At 73.3% G+C, this 17,795-nt stretch carries 12 protein-coding genes; 7 read left to right on the forward strand and 5 right to left on the reverse strand.

Going from position 1 to position 17,795, the window contains the following annotated elements:
- The 5 genes from DT019_RS10255 to manB are packed head-to-tail and all read left to right on the forward strand — an operon-like array spanning nt 1 to nt 7,670.
- Nucleotides 1-609: a DJ-1/PfpI family protein gene (locus tag DT019_RS10255; protein ID WP_114036394.1), complete on the forward strand. Its 609-nt coding sequence runs from the start codon at nt 1-3 to the stop codon at nt 607-609.
- Nucleotides 606-2,639, forward strand: coding sequence for an alpha-1,4-glucan--maltose-1-phosphate maltosyltransferase (locus tag DT019_RS10260; protein WP_114036395.1), 2,034 nt, complete (start codon nt 606-608; stop codon nt 2,637-2,639). Before DT019_RS10255 ends, DT019_RS10260 begins: the two co-directional genes overlap by 4 nt.
- Entirely contained in the window at nt 2,636-4,072 is a 1,437-nt protein-coding gene (locus DT019_RS10265; protein ID WP_114036396.1) for a maltokinase N-terminal cap-like domain-containing protein, read from the forward strand. Before DT019_RS10260 ends, DT019_RS10265 begins: the two co-directional genes overlap by 4 nt.
- Before the next feature lie 15 nt (nt 4,073-4,087).
- A complete protein-coding gene (gene glgB / locus DT019_RS10270; RefSeq protein WP_411292696.1) occupies nt 4,088-6,319 on the forward strand; it encodes a 1,4-alpha-glucan branching protein GlgB in 2,232 nt (743 codons plus the stop codon).
- Complete coding sequence (manB, locus tag DT019_RS10275; protein ID WP_114036398.1) at nt 6,312-7,670, forward strand: phosphomannomutase/phosphoglucomutase; 1,359 nt, start codon at nt 6,312-6,314, stop codon at nt 7,668-7,670. The genes glgB and manB overlap by 8 nt, the downstream gene beginning before the upstream one ends.
- Here the strand turns inward: manB and DT019_RS10280 are convergent.
- Nucleotides 7,648-9,003: a helix-turn-helix domain-containing protein gene (locus DT019_RS10280; RefSeq protein WP_114036399.1), complete on the reverse strand. Its 1,356-nt coding sequence runs from the start codon at nt 9,001-9,003 to the stop codon at nt 7,648-7,650. The genes manB and DT019_RS10280 overlap by 23 nt on opposite strands.
- A 499-nt stretch (nt 9,004-9,502) precedes the next feature.
- On the opposite strand from DT019_RS10280, the gene glgA reads away from it, so the two are divergent.
- Nucleotides 9,503-10,699, forward strand: coding sequence for a glycogen synthase (gene glgA, locus DT019_RS10285; protein ID WP_114036400.1), 1,197 nt, complete (start codon nt 9,503-9,505; stop codon nt 10,697-10,699).
- Between the two features lie 4 nt (nt 10,700-10,703).
- Here the strand turns inward: glgA and DT019_RS10290 are convergent, their stop codons facing one another.
- Genes DT019_RS10290 through DT019_RS10300 form a run of 3 tightly spaced genes read right to left on the reverse strand, consistent with a single transcriptional unit; the run spans nt 10,704 to nt 14,661 of the window.
- Nucleotides 10,704-12,803 (reverse strand): ABC transporter ATP-binding protein, encoded by a 2,100-nt coding sequence (locus DT019_RS10290; RefSeq protein WP_114036401.1) that lies wholly within the window; start codon nt 12,801-12,803, stop codon nt 10,704-10,706.
- Nucleotides 12,800-13,681, reverse strand: coding sequence for an ABC transporter permease (locus tag DT019_RS10295; RefSeq protein ID WP_114036402.1), 882 nt, complete (start codon nt 13,679-13,681; stop codon nt 12,800-12,802). The genes DT019_RS10290 and DT019_RS10295 overlap by 4 nt, the downstream gene beginning before the upstream one ends.
- Nucleotides 13,681-14,661, reverse strand: coding sequence for an ABC transporter permease (locus DT019_RS10300; RefSeq protein WP_114036550.1), 981 nt, complete (start codon nt 14,659-14,661; stop codon nt 13,681-13,683). The genes DT019_RS10295 and DT019_RS10300 overlap by 1 nt, the downstream gene beginning before the upstream one ends.
- Before the next feature lie 128 nt (nt 14,662-14,789).
- Between DT019_RS10300 and DT019_RS10305 the strand changes: the two genes are divergently transcribed.
- Nucleotides 14,790-16,490: an ABC transporter family substrate-binding protein gene (locus tag DT019_RS10305; RefSeq protein WP_223279385.1), complete on the forward strand. Its 1,701-nt coding sequence runs from the start codon at nt 14,790-14,792 to the stop codon at nt 16,488-16,490.
- A 66-nt stretch (nt 16,491-16,556) separates the two neighbouring features.
- Here the strand turns inward: DT019_RS10305 and DT019_RS10310 are convergent, their stop codons facing one another.
- On the reverse strand, nt 16,557-17,756 hold the full coding sequence (locus DT019_RS10310) for an IS701 family transposase (RefSeq protein WP_223279386.1): 1,200 nt from the start codon (nt 17,754-17,756) through the stop codon (nt 16,557-16,559).
- Nucleotides 17,757-17,795: the final 39 nt, after the last annotated feature.

Genomic DNA, 17,795 nt, shown 5'->3' on the forward strand with positions numbered 1-17,795 from the left:
GTGCGACTCACCGGCCACAGGATCGCCGTCCTGATGGAGAGCGACTTCTACGAACCGGAGATCCTCTACTACCAGCACCGCTTTCCCGAGGAAGGCGCCGAGGTGCACTTCCTGACCCGGCTGTGGGGCCAGGACCGGATGACGTTCACCGGGCACGAGCACCGGATGCCGTTCGAGGTGACCCGCTCCTTCGAGGACATCGACGAGTTCGCGCTCAAGGAGTTCTCCGCGGTGATCGTCCCCTCCGGGATGGTCTCCGACCGGCTGCGCTACACCGAGGACCCGGACCGGCTGCCGCCCGCCGCCACCTTCCTGCGCCGGGCGTTCAACGACCCGGCGATCGTCAAGGGCATCATCTGCCACGGCATGTGGCTGGCCGCCCCGGTCCCCTCACTGATCCGCGGGCGCAAGGCGGTCGTCCACAACAACCTCCTGGGCGACCTGCGCAACATGGGCGGCGAGTACGTCGACCAGGACGTGGTGGTCCACGACGACCTGGTGACCGCGCGGACCGGCGCCCACTGCCATCTGTTCGCCCGCACCATCATCGACCTCCTCGCGGACCGGCGCGGCCCGGCCCGCGGGGCTGCCGTGAGGAGCGCCCGATGACCTCCATGACCTCCGCGCGCGCCGCCACCCCGCTCGCGCCCCGCCCCGCCCGGATCCCGGTCCTCGACGTCACCCCGCAGGTGCGCGGCGGCACGGCCCCCGCCAAGGCCGTGACCGGTGAGAGCGTGACCATCGGGGCCACCGTCTTCCGCGAGGGCAGCGGTCTGGTGGCCGCCAACGTGGTGCTGCGCGACCCGGCGGGACGGCCGGGCCCGTGGATCCCGATGGTGCTGGTCGACGCCGACGCCGACCGCTGGGAGGCCACCGTCGTCCCGGACACCACCGGGCTCTGGACCTACACCGTGGAGGCCTGGGCCGACCCCGTCGGCACCTGGCGCCGCGACGCACAGCTGAAGATCTCCGCCGGGGTCGATGTGGAGCTCACCCTCGCCGAAGGGGCCCTGCTGCACGAGCGGGCCGCCCTCGCGATCCCGGACAAGGACCGCCGGGAGGCGGTGACAGCGGCGGCAGGGGCGCTCCGCGACGAAGCGAGCCCCACCCCCCGTCGGCTCGCCGCGACCACCGACCCGAAGGTGATCGCCGCGCTGGACGCCCGTCCGCTGCGCGAACTGGTCACCGTCTCCCGGCCGCTGCCCCTGCTCGTCGAGCGCCGGCGCGCACTCGTGGGTTCCTGGTACGAGCTGTTCCCGCGCTCCGAGGGGGCGGTGCTCACCCCGGGACAGGCGCCCGTCAGCGGCACGTTCAAGACCGCGGCCCTGCGCCTGCCCGCGGTCGCCGCGATGGGGTTCGACGTGGTGTATCTGCCGCCGATCCACCCCATCGGGCGCAGCCACCGCAAGGGCCCGGACAACGCGCTCACCGCGGGTCCCGACGACGTGGGCTCGCCCTGGGCGATCGGCTCGGCCGACGGCGGGCACGACGCCGTCCACCCCGCGCTCGGCACCCTCGACGACTTCCGCCAATTCGTCAGGAAGGCCGGGGAGTTGGGAATGGAGGTGGCCCTGGACTTCGCGCTCCAGTGCTCACCCGACCACCCCTGGCTGACCCAGCACCCCGAGTGGTTCACCCACCGCGCGGACGGCACCATCGCCTCCGCCGAGAACCCGCCGAAGAAGTACGAGGACATCCACCCCCTCGACTTCGACACGGACTTCGAGGGGCTCGTCGCCGAGACCGTGCGGATCCTGCGCCACTGGATCGCCCAGGGCGTGCGCATCTTCCGCGTCGACAACCCGCACACCAAGCCGGTCGCCTTCTGGGAGCGGGTCATCGCCGCGGTCACCGCCACCGACCCCGACGTGGTCTTCCTCGCCGAGGCGTTCACCCGGCGCGCCATGGTGCACGCCCTCGCGCAGGCCGGCTTCCAGCAGTCGTACACGTACTTCACCTGGAAGAACACCAAGGAGGAGCTGACCGAGTACGGCACCGAACTCAGCCGCGACAGCTCCGGCTTCCTGCGCCCCAACCTGTTCGTGAACACCCCCGACATCCTGCACGCCTACCTCCAGGACGGCGGCAGGCCCGCCTTCGAGACCCGCGCGGTGCTCGCCGCCACGCTCGCCCCGACGTGGGGCGTGTACGCGGGCTACGAGCTGTGCGAGGGCGAGGCGCTGGAGGCGGGCACCGAGGACTACGCCCGCTCGGAGAAGTACGAACTGCGCCCCCGCGACTGGGCCGCCGCCGAGGCCGAGGGCGCCACCATCGCCCCGCTGATCACCCGCCTCAACGAGCTGCGCCGCGCCCACCCCGCCCTCCAGGAACTGCGCAACCTCCGCTTCCACCCCACCGACCACGACCAACTCCTCGCCTACTCCAAGCAGGTGGGGCGGGCGGACGGCGGCACCGACACCGTCCTCGCGGTCGTCAACCTGGACCCGCACCACGCGAGCGAGGGCACCGTGTCCTTCGACCTCGCCTCGCTCGGGCTGCCCGGAGACGGCACCCTGACGGTGCGCGACGAGCTCACCGGCGACCTCCACACCTGGCACCCGCACACCTACGTACGCCTGGAGCCGGGACGCTCGCCCGCCCATCTGCTGACCCCGCTCACCGAGGGGCGCACGCCGTGAGCGTCACCGCCACCGAGCCGGTCCTCGCCCCGCTGCTGCCCGCGCTCGCACCGTGGCTCACCACCCGGCGCTGGTTCGCGGGCGGCGGCGGCCCGCTCACCGCCCTGGACCCGGTGGCCGTCACCGTCGTACGGGAGCAGTCCCCGGCCCTGGTCCACGCCGTGCTGCGGGCCCGCCACGCCGACGGCACCGAGCGGCTCTACCAGCTGCTGCTCGGAGTGCGCCCGGAGCTGCCCGCCCGCCTCGCGCCGTCCGCCATCGGCGGGGTGCCGGACGGGCCGTGGCGGGGTTGGACGCTGTACGAGGCCGTCGAGGATCCGGCGCTGCTCGGCGTGCTCCTGCGCACCCTGGCGGTGCGCGACCGGACCGGCGGGCTGCGCCTGGAGCGCACCTCGGGGCTGCCGCTGCCCGTCGGTCTCGTGCCGCGCGCGCTGACCGCCGAGCAGAGCAACAGCACGGTGGCGTACGGCGACCGGCTGCTGCTCAAGCTCTACCGCCGGCCGGAACCGGGCCCGCACGCCGAGATCGAGGCCCTGCGCGCACTCGCCGACCGGCGGTGCGCCCGCACCCCCCGCCCGCACGGCGCGCTGCACACGGACGCGCCGGGCGGCGAGGGCCTGGTGCTCGGGCTCGTGGAGGACTTCCTGCCCGCCGAGGCCGACGGGTGGGAGAGCGCGGTGCGGCACGCCGCCGACTGCATCGAGGGGAGCTGCCGCACCGTCCCGGCCACCGGCGGCTTCACCGCGCACGCCCGCACCCTCGGCCAGGCCGTCGCCGAGGTGCACACCGCGCTCGCCGAGGCCTTCCCGCGCACCCTGCTCGGGCCGGGCGAGGTGGCCGACGACGCGGCCGACATGGTGCGCCGACTGAGCGACGCGATCACCGAGGTGCCCGCGCTGGCCCGCTACCGCACCGCCCTGTGCGCCCTGTACGAGGACTACGCGGCCCTCGCCGCCCGCGGCTGCCCCATGACCGCCCAACGCGTCCACGGCGACCTGCACCTGGGGCAGGCGCTGCGGACCGCGGACGGCTGGCGGATCATCGACTTCGAGGGCCAGCCCGCCACCCCGGCCGCCGAGCGGACCCGGCCGCGGCCGGCGCTGCGCGACGTCGCCTCCCTGCTGCGCTCCTTCGACTACGCCGCCCGCACCGCACTCGCCGACGTGCAGGAGCGGTCCCCCGACGGGGGGCCGGGGCCGCGGCTGCGGCGCACCCGCCGGGCCCACGCCTGGGCCGTCCGCAACCGGCGCGCGTTCTGCGACGGCTACCGGGCGGCGGGCGGCGCCGACCCCTCCTGCCGGCCCGTTCCGCTGCGCGCCTTCGAGGCCGACAAGGCGGTGTACGAGGCCGTGTACGAGGCGCGGCACCGCCCGGCCCTGCTGCCCGTCCCGCTGGCCGCCGTCCACCGGCTTGCGGGCTCCCGCCGACCCTGAGAGGAACCCCAACCCGTGCTCCAGACGCGGCACTTGACGACCCGTATGGCCGAGGCCGAACTCGACCGGCTGCTGGCGGGTGCGCACCACGACCCGCACGCCGTGCTCGGCGCACACCCGGTGGCGGACGGGGTCGCGGTCAGGGTGCTCCGCCCGCTCGCCCGGTCCGTCGCGGCGGTCACCGCGGACGGCGCCCGCATCGAGCTGGCCCACCAGCGCGACGGGCTGTTCACCGGGCTGCTGCCGGGGGCCGAGGTGCCCGCCTACCGACTGCACGTCGCCTACGGCGAGCGGGAGGAGAGCCACGAGGACGGCTACCGCTTCCTGCCCACCCTGGGCGACCTCGATCTGCACCTCATCTCCGAGGGCCGGCACTGGGAGCTGTGGCAGGCCCTCGGGGCCCGCCCCCGCACCCTCGACGGCGTCCAGGGCACCGGCTTCGCCGTGTGGGCCCCCAACGCCCAGGGGGTGCGTGTCATCGGCGACTTCAACGGCTGGAACGGCACCGCGCACCCCATGCGCTCGCTCGGCTCCAGCGGCGTGTGGGAGCTGTTCGTGCCCGGCGCCGGACCCGGCACCGTCTACAAGTACGAGATCCACACGCGTGACGGCCGCATGCTCCAGAAGGCCGACCCGCTGGCCCGCGCCACCGAGTGCCCGCCCGCGACCGCCTCCGTCGTGTACGAGTCCTCGTACGTGTGGGGCGACGCCGAGTGGATGGCGCGGCGTGGCGGGGAGGACTGCCGGCAGCGTCCGATGTCGGTCTACGAGGTCCACATCCCGTCATGGCGGCCCGGCCTCGGCTACCGCGAACTCGCCGAGGAGTTGCCGAAATACGTCGCCGACCTCGGGTTCACACATGTGGAATTCATGCCGGTGATGGAACATCCCTTCGGCGGCTCCTGGGGCTACCAGGTGACCGGCTACTACGCTCCCACCGCGCGCCTGGGCACCCCCGACGACTTCCGCTACCTCGTGGACGCGCTGCACGGCGCCGGGATCGGGGTCATCGCGGACTGGGTGCCGGCGCACTTCCCGAAGGACGAGTTCGCCCTTTCCCGATTCGACGGCGAACCCCTTTACGAGCCCGCCGACCCCCGGCGCGCCCACCATCCGGACTGGGGCACCCTGGAATTCGACTACGGCCGCCGCGAGATACGCAACTTCCTGGTCGCCAACGCCGTCTACTGGTGCACCGAATTCCATGTGGACGCGCTGCGCGTGGACGCCGTCGCCTCGATGCTCTACCTCGACTATTCCCGGCAGGAGGGCGGCTGGAGCCCCAATGAGCTCGGCGGACGGGAAAACCTGGCGGCCGTCGCCTTCCTGCAGGAAATGACCGATACTGTGCGCCGCCGGGCCCCGGGCGCCCTCACCATCGCCGAGGAGTCGACGTCCTGGCCCGGTGTGACGCGGCCCACCTACGAAGTCGGCGCGGACGGATTCGGCGGGCTCGGCTTCGACCTCAAGTGGAACATGGGCTGGATGCACGACTCGCTCGGCTATGTCGCGCGCGACCCGGTCCACCGCGCCTATCACCACGACGAGTTGACCTTCTCGATGGTGTACGCATACAGCGAGGCCTATCTGCTGCCGCTCTCGCACGACGAGGTCGTCCACGGCAAGCGCTCACTGGTCGCCAAGATGCCGGGGGACTGGTGGCAGCAGCGCGCGAATCTGCGCTCCTGCCTGGGGTACATGTGGGCCCACCCGGGAAAGCAACTCCTCTTTATGGGACAGGAGTTCGGGCAGGGCGAGGAATTCGACCACGACCGGGGCCCGCAGTGGTGGGTCCTGGACGAGAAGTGGCCGGCCCACCGCGACCACCGCGGCATCCGCTCCCTGATCAGCGATCTGAACCAGGTCTACAGCGTCACCCCCGCCCTGTGGCAGCTCGACAGCGACCCCGCGGGCTTCTCGTGGATCGACGGATCGCGCGCCGAGGACAACGTGCTGTCGTTCGTGCGGTACGACGCCGAGGGGCGACCCCTGGTGGTCGTCTGCAACTTCTCCCCGGTGGTCCGCACCGGCTACCGCATCGGGCTCCCGGAGGCCGCCGCCTGGACGGAGGTCCTCAACAGCGACGCGGAGCGTTATGGCGGCAGCGGGGTGCTGAACCCCGGGGTCATCGTGCCCGAGCCGGTCTCCTGGCACGGCCGCGCGCGGAGCGCTGCCCTGACCCTGCCGCCGCTGGGCACCTTCTGGCTGCGGCCGGTCCCCGACGTTGCGGAGGGCGACGATGAGTGAGACACGCGGCACGGCCGAGCGGATCGTGGGGGCGCACGGCATCCGCGGCCGGGTGCCCGACGAACTCGACCAGGGCGGCTCCTACCGGGCGGGCGCCGCGTTCGCGCTGCTCACCGGGGTGCCGGTGATCGCGGTGGCACACGACGCGCGGGGCTGTTCACCGGCCCTCGCGGACGCCTTCGCCCAGGGCGTCCTCGACCAGGGCGCCGACGTCTTGGACGCCGGTCCCGGCCCCGCCGACTGCCTGACCTATCTCTGCGGGTACCTGGAGGTGCCGGGCGCCCTGGTCACGGCCGGGCAGGGGCCCGGGGCGCCCCACGGCATCCGGCTGTGCGGCCCCGGCGCCGTGCCGGTCGCCGAGGGCAGCGGGCTGGAGGCGATCCGGGCGCGGCTGGCCGGCCCGCGACCGCCGATGGCCGAGCTGCCGGGCTCCGTGGTCCCCGCTCCGGTGCTCGACGACTACGCCTGCCATCTGCGGTCCCTGGTCGATCTGTCCGGCATCCGCCGCCTGAAGGTGGTGGTCGACGCGGGCCACGGCATGGCCGCGCTCACCGCGCCCCGGGTGCTGCACCACCATGCCGTCGAGCTCGTGCCCGTGCGTTTCGAGCGGCCCGGCGCGCGCGGCGGACAGACGACGGGGGACCTCGCGCAGTGGGTGCGCCGCGCCGGCGCGGACCTGGGGCTCGCCTTCGACGCGGGCGCGGACCGCTGCCGCGCCGTGGACGAGCACGGCGCGCCCGTCCCGTCCGCCGCCGTCATCGCCCTGGTCGCGGCCCGGGAACTCGCCCGGCGCCCGGGTGCCGCGGTGGTCCACGACCTCATCACCTCGCGCTCCGCCGTGGAGGCGGTCGAGGCGGCCGGCGGCATCCCGCTGCGCTGCCGGGTCGGCCGCTCGGCCATCCGTTCCCTGATGGCCGAACAGGACGCGGCCTTCGGCGGCGGCCACGCGGGCCGCTACTACTTCCGCGACTTCTGGTGCGCCGACTCCGCCATGCTCGCCGCCCTGCACCTGGTGGCGGAGCTCGGACAGTCGGGACGCACGCTGTCGCAGCTGGCGGCCGGACACGACCGCTACCCCCGCTCCGGCGAGATCGGCGTCCGCGTCGAGGACCCCGTGGCGGCGCTGCACCGCGTCACCGCGCACTTCGCGGCCACCGCCGCGCTCGATCATCTCGACGGCGTCACGGGGGAGTTCGGCGACGGCTCCTGGTTCAACGTGCGGGCGGCGCGTACCGCCCCGCTGGTACGCATCCATGTGGAGGCCGAGGACCCGGCCGCGATGGAGGTGCTGCGCGACCGGGTCCTCGGGGTGGTGACGGCTTCGGCGGCTAGCGCGCGTTCTGCTCGCTGAGCGCGTCGCGGGGGTTGGGCGTGGGCTGGAGACCGGTCGCGGACAGCGCGGCGTCGTAGGCGACCAGGGCCTGCTTGGTGTAGCCCTCGCCCTTCCAGAGGTCGCCGATGACCCGCCAGTACGCGGCCGTCTCGTAGGACGGCGGGAAGTGCCGCAGCTGGCGGGTGGCGGCGTCCAGCACCTGCTTGCCGAGGTCGGTCTCCTGGCGCAGGAAGTGCAGTTGGGCGAGCGCGGCACGGGCGGAGACCGCGAGCACCCGGGGTTCGGTCCCGAGCAGGCCGAGGGCGCGCTCGGCGTGGGCGGACGCCTCGTCCCAGTTGCCGAGCATGGTGTCGGCCTTGGCGAGGTTGAGCTCGCAGCGGGCGAGCTCGTCGGCGTTGCCGGACTCCGCCAGCGACTGCTGGGCCTCCTCCAGGAGGTCCTTGGCCCGGGCGGCGTCGCCCGTCTCGGTCTGGAGCAGCAGCCAGCCGTAGTTCATCTTGAGCATCGCGACATGGCGCACGTTGTCGTCCTCGGCCATCATCGCCAGCGCCCGCTCGGTCAGGGCCAGCGCCTCGGCCAGCTGCCCGCGCGACTGGGCGACCAGACCCGCGTTCCAGTACACCGCGCCCCGCGAGGCCCGGGCGCCCTGCTTCTCGGCGATGGGGATGAGGCGCTGGGCCAGCAGATGGGCCCGGGCGTGGTCGCCGCGCAGCCGGTAGGAGCCCATGAGGGTCGAGCCGAGCTGGATGTGATCCACCGTCACATCGAGTCCCAGCGCGTCGAGCCTGCTCATGGCCCGCTCGCCGATCTCGATGCTGACGGTGATGTCCCCCATGTTGCGGTAGCAGCGCGACAGCGCCACGGCCGTGCGGGACCACTCGTCCGAGCCCGCCGCCAGGGCGGGGTCGGCGAAGAGCTCCTCGAGCAGCGGGATGGCGGCCTCCAGCCGGCCGAGCTTCTCCAGGGCCGCGGCCTGGCCCATGCGGGCCCGCCGCTTCATGGCGTCGTCCAACGGCAGCGTGCCGCCCAGGAGTTCGCTGAAGGTCTGCAGTGCCTCGCCGTCGGCTCCGTTGCGCAGCGCCATGTCGCCGAAGGCCAGCTTGAGCCGGGCCTCCTCCATCTCGTGCTGGTCGCGCCCGGTGCGCAGGTACTCGGTGGAGCAGTCCAGCTTGGTGGCGAGCGATCCGAGGACCGCGTCGGACGGCGCCCGCTTGCCGGCCTCGATCAGCGACACGTAGCTGGTCGAGATCTCCTCCGACGCGAGGTCCTGCTGCTTCAGTCCCCGCCGGACCCGCAGCTCCCGGATGCGCTGTCCCAGGCCGACGGACGAGTGGGGCTCAGAGTGATCCACGGCGACTCCTTGAGCAACAGGTTGAGCAACAGGTTGAGCAGTGAGTTGAGCGGGGTGAGCTTGACTCAGATCATTACAACCGATGCTACTCGCATGTCAGGTGCCCGCAAGCGCTTAGCCCCTGAACTCTGGGCAGAACTGTGGGCGCGTTGGCTCCTTTCGACCCCTCTCGCACCGCGCGATTCGGAATTCCTGCCTCCGTAACGACCATGATCGCGCATTGCACAACCAATACTTGACTCGAATGGTCACGCCTGGTTGACTCATCGAGTCAAATTGAGTCGTCCGGGGAGGGGCTATTTCAATGGGATCGAAGCAGATTTGGCTGATCATCATCGCGGCATTCTCGGTGGGTGTATTCCTCAGCGGGATCCTCATATTCGAAGCGGGACCCACGTCGATATCGCCGGGCAGCGACCACTCCCGCATAGAAGCGGTGCCCGCGAACGGCGGAACGTGCTGCTGAACCGCCTCGTGGCCGACAACGGTAGGAGAGGGAATGCGCATCGACCTGCTCACCCGTGAATATCCGCCGGAGGTGTACGGGGGCGCCGGCGTTCACGTGGCCGAGCTGACCCGGGGGCTGCGCCGGCTCGCCGAAGTCCGTGTGCGCTGCTCGGGGGCGGCCAGAACGGAACCAGGCGTCGACGCATACGAGCCACCGGCGCGGCTCGCCGGGGCGGACGCCGCACTGGGATTCCTCGGGGCGGACGCGGCGATGGCCGCCGACTGCGCCGGAGCGGACGTCGTGCACAGCCACACCTGGTACGCGAACATGGCCGGGAACCTCGCGGCCCTGCTGCATGACGTGCCGCACATCATGACCCTGCACAGTCTGGAGCCGCTGCGGCCCTGGAAGGCCGAGCAACTGGGCGGCGGCTACGCCCTGTCGTGCTGGATGGAACGCACCGCCGTTGAGTCCGCGTCGGCCCTGATCGCCGTGTCGGCCGCGATGCGCGACGACATCCTGCGCGTCTACCCCGACGTGCCGCCCGAACGGGTGCGCGTCATCCACAACGGCATCGACCCGGAGGCCTACCGGCCCGATCCGCGCCGCGACGCGCTGGAGCGGTTCGGCATCGACCCGGAGCTGCCCATCGTGCTGTTCGTGGGCCGGGTCACCCGCCAGAAGGGGCTGCCGCACCTGCTGCGGGCGGCGTTCGGACTGCGCTCCGACGCCCAGCTGGTGCTGTGCTGCGGACAGCCCGACACCCCCGAGATCGCCGCCGAGGTGGCGGAACTCGTCGAGGAACTGCGCGCCGTACGCCAGGGGGTCTTCCGCATCGACGGGATGCTGGACCAGACCTCCGTACGTCAACTCCTCACTCACGCAACGGTGTTCGTGTGCCCGTCGGTGTACGAGCCGATGGGCATCGTGAACCTGGAGGCCATGGCCTGCGGGACCCCGGTCGTGGCCTCCGCGGTCGGCGGCATCCCCGAGGTCGTCGACGACGGGGTGACCGGACGGCTCGTCGCGTTCGAGGCCCTGGCCGACGCCACGGGCGAGCCGGTCGACCCCGACAAGTTCGCCGCGGGCCTCGCCGACGCCGTCAACGACCTCGTCGAGGACCCGGTGCGGGCCGCCGCGCTCGGCAGCGCGGGCCGGGCCCGGGCGGTGGAGCACTTCTCGTGGGACAGGGTGGCCGAGCGGACCCTGGGCGTCTACCGCGACGCGGTGGCGGCGCATCGGGGGTGAACTCTCAGCGCACCGGGGGGTGTTCCCCCGGCTCCGCACGGAGCCGGGGGGGCACCCCCTTCGCGTCGTACGGGAAGTGGCAGGCCGCGGTGTGCCGTACCGCCGGGCCCACTTCACCGGGCGTCGGAGTCTCCCGCTCGCACACCCGTCGCTCCGGGCCCAGCGCGGCGTACACCGCGCAGCGGCCGCGGAAGCGGCAGCCCGCCGACCGCTCCCCGGCCGCCGGGGGTTCACCCGGCAGCACGACCCTCGCGCGGGCCCGCTCGGCCACCGGATCGGGCAGCGCGACGGCGGACAGCAGGGCGCGCGTATAGGGGTGCCGCGGGGAGGCGTACACCTCGGCGACCGGACCGCTCTCCACGGTCCGGCCCGCGTACATCACCACCACCCGGTCGGCGATCTGCCGCACCACGGCCAGGTCGTGCGTGACGAACAGGCAGGCCGGGCCCAGCTCCGCGCGCAGCCGCCGCAGCAGATCGAGGATGCCCGCCTGCACGGACACGTCGAGCGCGGAGACCGGCTCGTCCAGGAGCAGCAGGTCGGGCCGCACGGCGAGCGCCCGGGCGAGCGCGATGCGCTGGCGCTGGCCGCCGGAGAACTCGTGCGGGCGGCGTTGTGCGTCCGAGGCGTCGAGACCGACCCGCCGCAGGAGGTCGGGCACCCGCGCGGCGATGGTCTGCCGCGGGGCGCGCTGGGCGCGCAACGGCTCGGCGACGATGTCGGCCACCCGCATCCTCGGGTCCAGGCTGGCCATCGGATCCTGCACCAGGATCTGCACCGAGCCGCGCAGCCGGCGGACATCGGCGCGGCTCAACGCGCGAGTGTCGTGTCCGGCGAGTTCGATCGTCCCGGACTCGGGGGCGGCGAGCGCGACGATCTCCCGCAGGGTGCTGGTCTTGCCTGAGCCCGACTCGCCGACCAGGGCCACCGTCTCACCCCGGCGCACCTCCAGGTCCACCCGCTCCAGCACCCTGCGCACCGCACGGGGACGCCCACGCAGCCGCGGCCCCGAACGGCCGGGCAGGGGATACGACGTGGCGAGGCCCTCAACCCGCAGCAGCGGGGCGCCGTCCGGGGGAGTGCGGTGCGGCGGGGCCGAGGCGGGGAAGAGGTCCGGCGCCGTCCGCCCGGCCAGAGCCCCCGGCCGTACACAGGCCGCCAAGTGGCCGCCCGCGCCCGCCAGTTCGGGCTCGCCGGTGCGGCACTCCCGCGCCGCGACCGGGCAGCGCGGGGCGAACGAGCAGCCGGGGCCCGTGCCGCCCGGCGCGGGTGGGACGCCGGGTATCGGGGTGAGCGGCACGGCGGCGTCGAGGCGAGGCACCGAGCCGAGCAGGCCCAGCGTGTACGGCATGCGGGGCCGGGCGAACAGGGCGTGCACCGGAGCCGTCTCGACGACCCGCCCCGCGTACATCACGGCCACCCGGTCGGCGGCGCCCGCGATCACGCCCAGATCGTGACTGACCAGGAGCAGGGCCGCGCCGGTCGCCCGGCGGGCGCTCTCCAGGGCGTCGAGGACCTGCGCCTGGACGGTGGCGTCCAGGGCGCTGGTGGGCTCGTCGGCCACGATCACGTCGGGGTCGTTGGCGATCGCCATGGCGATCATGGCGCGCTGGCGCAGGCCGCCGGAGAGCTCATGGGGGTAGGAGTGCGCGACGCGGTCCGGGTCCGGCACACCCGCACCCTCCAGGAGCTCGCACGCGCGGGCGCGCGCCGACTCCCTGGTGGGGCGCGGCCGTTGGTGGATGCGCAGGGCCTCGCCGATCTGGTCGCCCAGGCGCTGGACCGGGTTGAAGGCGGCGAGCGGGTCCTGGAACACCATCGCGATGCGCCGCCCGCGCAGCCGGGCGAGCTCGCCCGACGGCAGGCCCACCAGCTCCTGGCCGAGCAGCCGTACCGAGCCGGTCACCCGCGCGCCCGGCGGCAGCAGCCCGAGCAGGGCGAGCGCGGTCGCGGTCTTGCCGGCCCCGGACTCGCCGACCAGGCCGAGCACTTCGCCGCGCCGCAGCGCGAATCCGACCCCGCGCACGACCGGCAGCGGCCCGCGCGCCGCGCCCGGGTAGGACACGCGCAGGTCCTCGACCTCCAGCACCGCGGGGGCCGTCACCGCAGCGCCTCTGCCCGGTCGGACCCGAGGTCGAGCACGTCCCGCAGCGCGTCGCCCACCAGGTGCACGGCCAGGACGAAGACCAGCAGCAGCCCGGCCGGGAAGAAGAACATCCACGGGCAGGTGAGGGCCACGTCGGTGCCGGAGGCGATGAGCGTGCCCAGGGACACGTCCGGGGGCTGCACCCCGAACCCGAAGTAGGACAGGCCGGTCTCGCTGATCACGGCGGCGGCCACCGCCACCGTCGCGTCGGTGATCAGGAACGAGGCCAGATGCGGCACGATGTGCCGCACGATGATCCGGAACGGTCCCACGCCCATGTGGTGCGCGGCCGTCACGAACGGCCGCTCGCGCAGCGAGAGCGTCATGATCCGCACCGCCCGTGCCGTGATCATCCAGCCGAGCGCGGCGAGGAGCCCGGCGAACGCGGGCCAGCCGAGCCCGCGCAGCCGCGGCGCGAGCAGCACCAGGAGCAGGAAGCCCGGGATCACCAGCATCAGGTCGACCACGAACATCAGCGCCCGGTCCACCCACCCCCCGAAGTACCCGGCGCAGGCGCCGAACGCCGCCCCGAGCGCCGTACTCACCAGCGCGACCAGCGCCCCGATCAGCAGCGACTTCTGCAACCCGCGGACCGTCTGCGCGAACACGTCCTGGCCGATGCGGCTGGTGCCCATCCAGTGCGCGGCGCTCGGGGCGCCGCGCAGCGCCGTGTAGTCGATGTCGGTGTAGCTCCACCCGGTCACGTACGGCCCGGCGTACGCGAGCACGAACAGGCCCGCGATCAGCGCGAGTCCGCTCAGTGCCCGGGGGGAGCGCAGCAGGGCCCGCACCGCCGTGGCGGCGCGCCCGCGCGGGGCGACGGCCTCCCCGCCCATCACCGGCGCACCCTCGGGTCGAGCAGCGCGTGCAGCACGTCCGCGACGAAGCCCGCGAGCAGCACGGTCACCGCCGCGAACAGGTTGACCGCGACCACCGAGTTGATGTCGCCCTTCTGCGCCGACTCCATGAACCAGCTGCCCATGCCGGGCCAGCCGAAGATCTGCTCGGTGAACACGGCCCCGGTGAACAGGGTCAGAAAGCCGAACGAGAAGAAGGTGGTCAGCGGGATCAGCGAGGTGCGCAGGCCGTGCCGCAGCAGCGCCCGGCCCGGAGTGAGCCCCTTGGCCTGGGCGGTGCGCAGGTGGTCGGCGCCGAGCACGTCCAGGGTGGCGGCGCGCTGGTAGCGGCTGTACGAGGCGATCGCCCCCAGTGCCACGGTCGCGGCGGGCAGCGCCAGATGGACCGCCCGGTCCCTGAGGTGGGTGGCGGTGGAGCCGGTGAGGCCGGGGGTGCGCTCGCCGGTGTAGCGGATCACCGTGTGCCCCGCGCTCTGGTTGAACCAGAGCGCGCCCTCCTTGAAGAGCAGGGCGAGCACGAACGTGGGCACCGAGAGGACCAGGAAGGAGAGGACCGTCAGCGCCCGGTCGGGCAGGCGGCGGCGGCGCACCGCCGCCCACAGCCCGGCCAGCACCCCCAGGCCCGTGCCGACCAGCGTGCCGACGAGCAGCAGCCGCGTGGACACCCCGATCCTGCGGCCGAACTCCGCGCCCACCGAGCCCCCGTCGACGGTGCGCCCGAGGTCGCCGTGGGATGCCCGCCACGACCAGTGCGCGAACCGTTCAAGCACCGGCGTCCGGTCGTCGGTGCCGAGCAGCGCGAGCTCGTGGTCGACCGTCGCGGCCGCCGGACGCGGCTCGCGGTCCTCGAAGTAGGCGCGCGGGCTGAGCGCGGCCGAGGAGATGACGTACGACAGGAAGACCGAGAAGAGCAGCAGCAGCGCGCCGTGGGCGAGGCGCTTGGACAAGAGGCCGACCAAGAGTGTCTCCTCGATGGGGCGGGACGGCATGAGCGGTTCATCGGCCTGACATGCCGCAATGCTAAGGTCCCAGCGATAAATCGCAGATCAGTTCGGCTATTTGACGCGTTGTCAGGGCGGAGGCTGGGGTGGCTCGGTTACGTGGTGCGCGAAGATGGGCGGTACTGGGCACGGCGGCGGCGCTGACGCTCGCCGGATGCACCTCCGCGGCGGTGCCGCACCAGAGCGCGTCCCCACGCGCGATGCGGGCCCCCGCCTACGGGACCGAGGACATCGGCCGGCAGCCCGCGCGCAACCTGCGCCAGGGCGGCACCCTCACCCTCGCCACCTCCCAGTGGGTCACGCAGTACAACGTGAACCAGGCCGCCGGGACGATCGGCGAGGCCGCGGAGATCGACAGCCTGGTCGAGCCGCAGCTGTTCCGCCGCGACGCGAAGGGCGTCCCGCACCCCGACCCCGACTACCTGCGCTCCGCCTCCGTCACCGCGACCGCACCGCAGACGGTCACCTACCGGCTCAACCCGCGCGCCCGCTGGTCCGACGGGAAGCCGCTCGGCGCGGCCGACTTCGCGGCGCAGTGGAAGGCGCTGGGCCAGGGCGACGAGCGGTACCTGGTGGCCGACACCTCCGGCTACGACCAGATCTCCGCGGTGCGCCAGGGCAGCGACCCGAGCGAGGTGCAGGTCGTCTTCCGCAGCCCCTACGCCGACTGGCAGCGCCTGTTCGACCCGCTCTTCCCGGCCTCCGCGACCGGCACACCCGAGCAGTTCAACAACGGCTGGGCCGGGCGGATCCCGGTCACCGCGGGCCCCTTCAAGATCGCCTCGATGGACCGCACCACCCAGTCCGTCACCGCGGTCCCCGACCCCGCCTGGTGGGGCGCGAAGCCTCGCCTCGACAAGGTGGTCTTCCGCGCGCTGCTGCCGGCCGCGGCCCTCCAGGCCTTCCTCAACGGCGAGATCGACGCGGTGAACGCGGCCACCGCCGAGGCCTACCAGCAGCTCAAGTCGGCGCCCGACAGCACGGTCCGCACGGGCTCCGCGTGGGACGAGGTCCACGTCAGCCTCAACGGCGCGGGCGGCCCGCTCCAGGACATCGACGTACGGCACGCCGTCCAACGGGCCGTCGACCGGCAGGCGTTGGCGAACGTCGCGGCCGAGGGGCTGCCCGTCGGGGTGCCGCTGCTCGGCAACCACATCTTCATGACCAACCAGCCCGGGTACGCCGACAACTCCGGCGAGCTGGGCACGTTCGACCCCAAGGCCGCCGAGCAGCTCCTCGACCGGGCCGGGTGGAAGTCACCGGGCGCGGGCAGGCCACGGGTCAAGGACGGCCGGGCCCTGAAGCTGCGGTTCGTGATCGCGGAGTCCACCAACCGGCTCGGTCTCGACCTCGCCCAGCTGCTGCAGCAGATGCTCGGCCAGGTGGGGATCGGGGTGGAGATCCAGAAGGTGCCGGCCGACGACTACGGGCCGAAGTACCTGGACGTCGGCAACTTCGACCTGGCCATCTTCCGCTTCACCGATCTCATCTACCCCAGCCAGACACAGGCCGTCTACCGGCTGCCGCGCGGCGCCCAGAGCTTCCAGAACTACGGCCGGATCTCCGACGCCACGCTCGACAGCCTCCTCAAGCAGGCCTCCGGCACCCTCGACCCGCAGCGCGCGGCCCAGCTGTACAACCAGGCCGACGCCGAGATCTGGAAGCTCGGCCACGACGTCGAGCTCTATCAGCGGCCCCAGATGATGGCGGTCCGCAAGGGGCTGGCCAACTACGGGATCCCGGGCCTCGGCGACATCGACTTCGCCGCGGTGGGCTGGACCCCCTAGCCCGCGGCCGTCCGCCGGGCCCGGGGCGGGCCCGGCGGACGGCCGGATGGAAGCGCTCTCAGGTCCTCAGGCGCCCTGCCCGCTCAGCCACTCCTCCTCGGTGTGTCTGCTGAGCGCGTCGAAGGCGAGCGCCGCCGACGCGAGGGTGACGTGGTGGTGCCAGCCGCGGAACGAGCGGCCCTCGAAGTCCCCGAGCCCGAAGTCCTCCTGGAGCCTGCGCAGCCCGTCGGCGGACAGGCTGCGCAACTGCGCCAGCGGAATCGCCTCGGCGAGGCGGCGGGCCGGCAGATTGGTCAGCCAGTAGGCACGCGGCGCGGGCCGGCCGTAGGGCCAGTCCGTCACCAGGTGCCGGGGCCGCTGCCGGTGCACCGCGTGCTGCGGGCCGTCCGAGCACAGCAGGGCCGGAGCGGACAGGAACTGCGAGCGCCGCATCCGCTCCGTGGTCCGGTCGTGCCACGCGATCGGGGTGCGCTCGTCGCGCCGCGCCACGTGCTCGGCGAGCTCGGTCACCGTGCCCCGGGTCGCGGGAGACGCGGCGTGCGGGCGCGGCAGGGTGACCCCGGTGCTGGGCGACACCTCGATCAGGTAGCCGTGGCCGCGCGCCTCCAGACCCCGCAGCAGCGGTTCCACATCGCTCTCCGAGCGCCAGTCGGCGAGCACCGGCTGCGGCTCCAGGAACCACTCCTCGGTCATCTCGTCGAGGGCCTCCAGGACATAGCTCCAGCGCGGCCGGCAGTGCTCCGCGTCGGGCAGATGGGCCTGGCCGCGCAGCCGCTCGTCCTGGTCCCACCGCTGGGGGAGCAGCAGCCGCCAGTTCACCGGGAGCCCGCCGCCCGTGCCGACCAGCGAAGTGGCGTACGCCAGCTGGCAGTTGACGGTGCGCTGCTGCGACGGGGCGTACTGGCGGGCCACGCCGACCGAGCGGTCACCGTTCTTGGCGAAGACCACCTCGTCGACGGCCCAGGCCTCGGTGCGGAACACCGCGCCCGTCCGCTCGGCGATCCGCCGGCGGACCGGCCCCGAGTCCCACGGGCTCTGGTGGACGAACTGCTGGAGCTGCTGCACGGCCCGGTGCCCCAGGACGTGCTCGGAGATCCTGGTGGGCGTCTTGCGGCCCGGTACGTCGAGCAGCCCACGCAGATACACCTCGCCCCAGCGCCGCTGGTCGGAGCGCGTCAACGCGACGAACAGGTCCTGGCAGTAGGCGGAGAAGTCCGCCGTCGCAGGAGCCTTGCGGGCCTCGGAGAGTTGGAGGATGGAAGACAAGGTGCCCCCGGGAGTGTCCGAATCGATCGGTGGCGCTGG

This window comes from Streptomyces sp. SDr-06, assembly GCF_003324565.1.
In the GTDB taxonomy this organism is placed as follows: domain Bacteria; phylum Actinomycetota; class Actinomycetes; order Streptomycetales; family Streptomycetaceae; genus Streptomyces.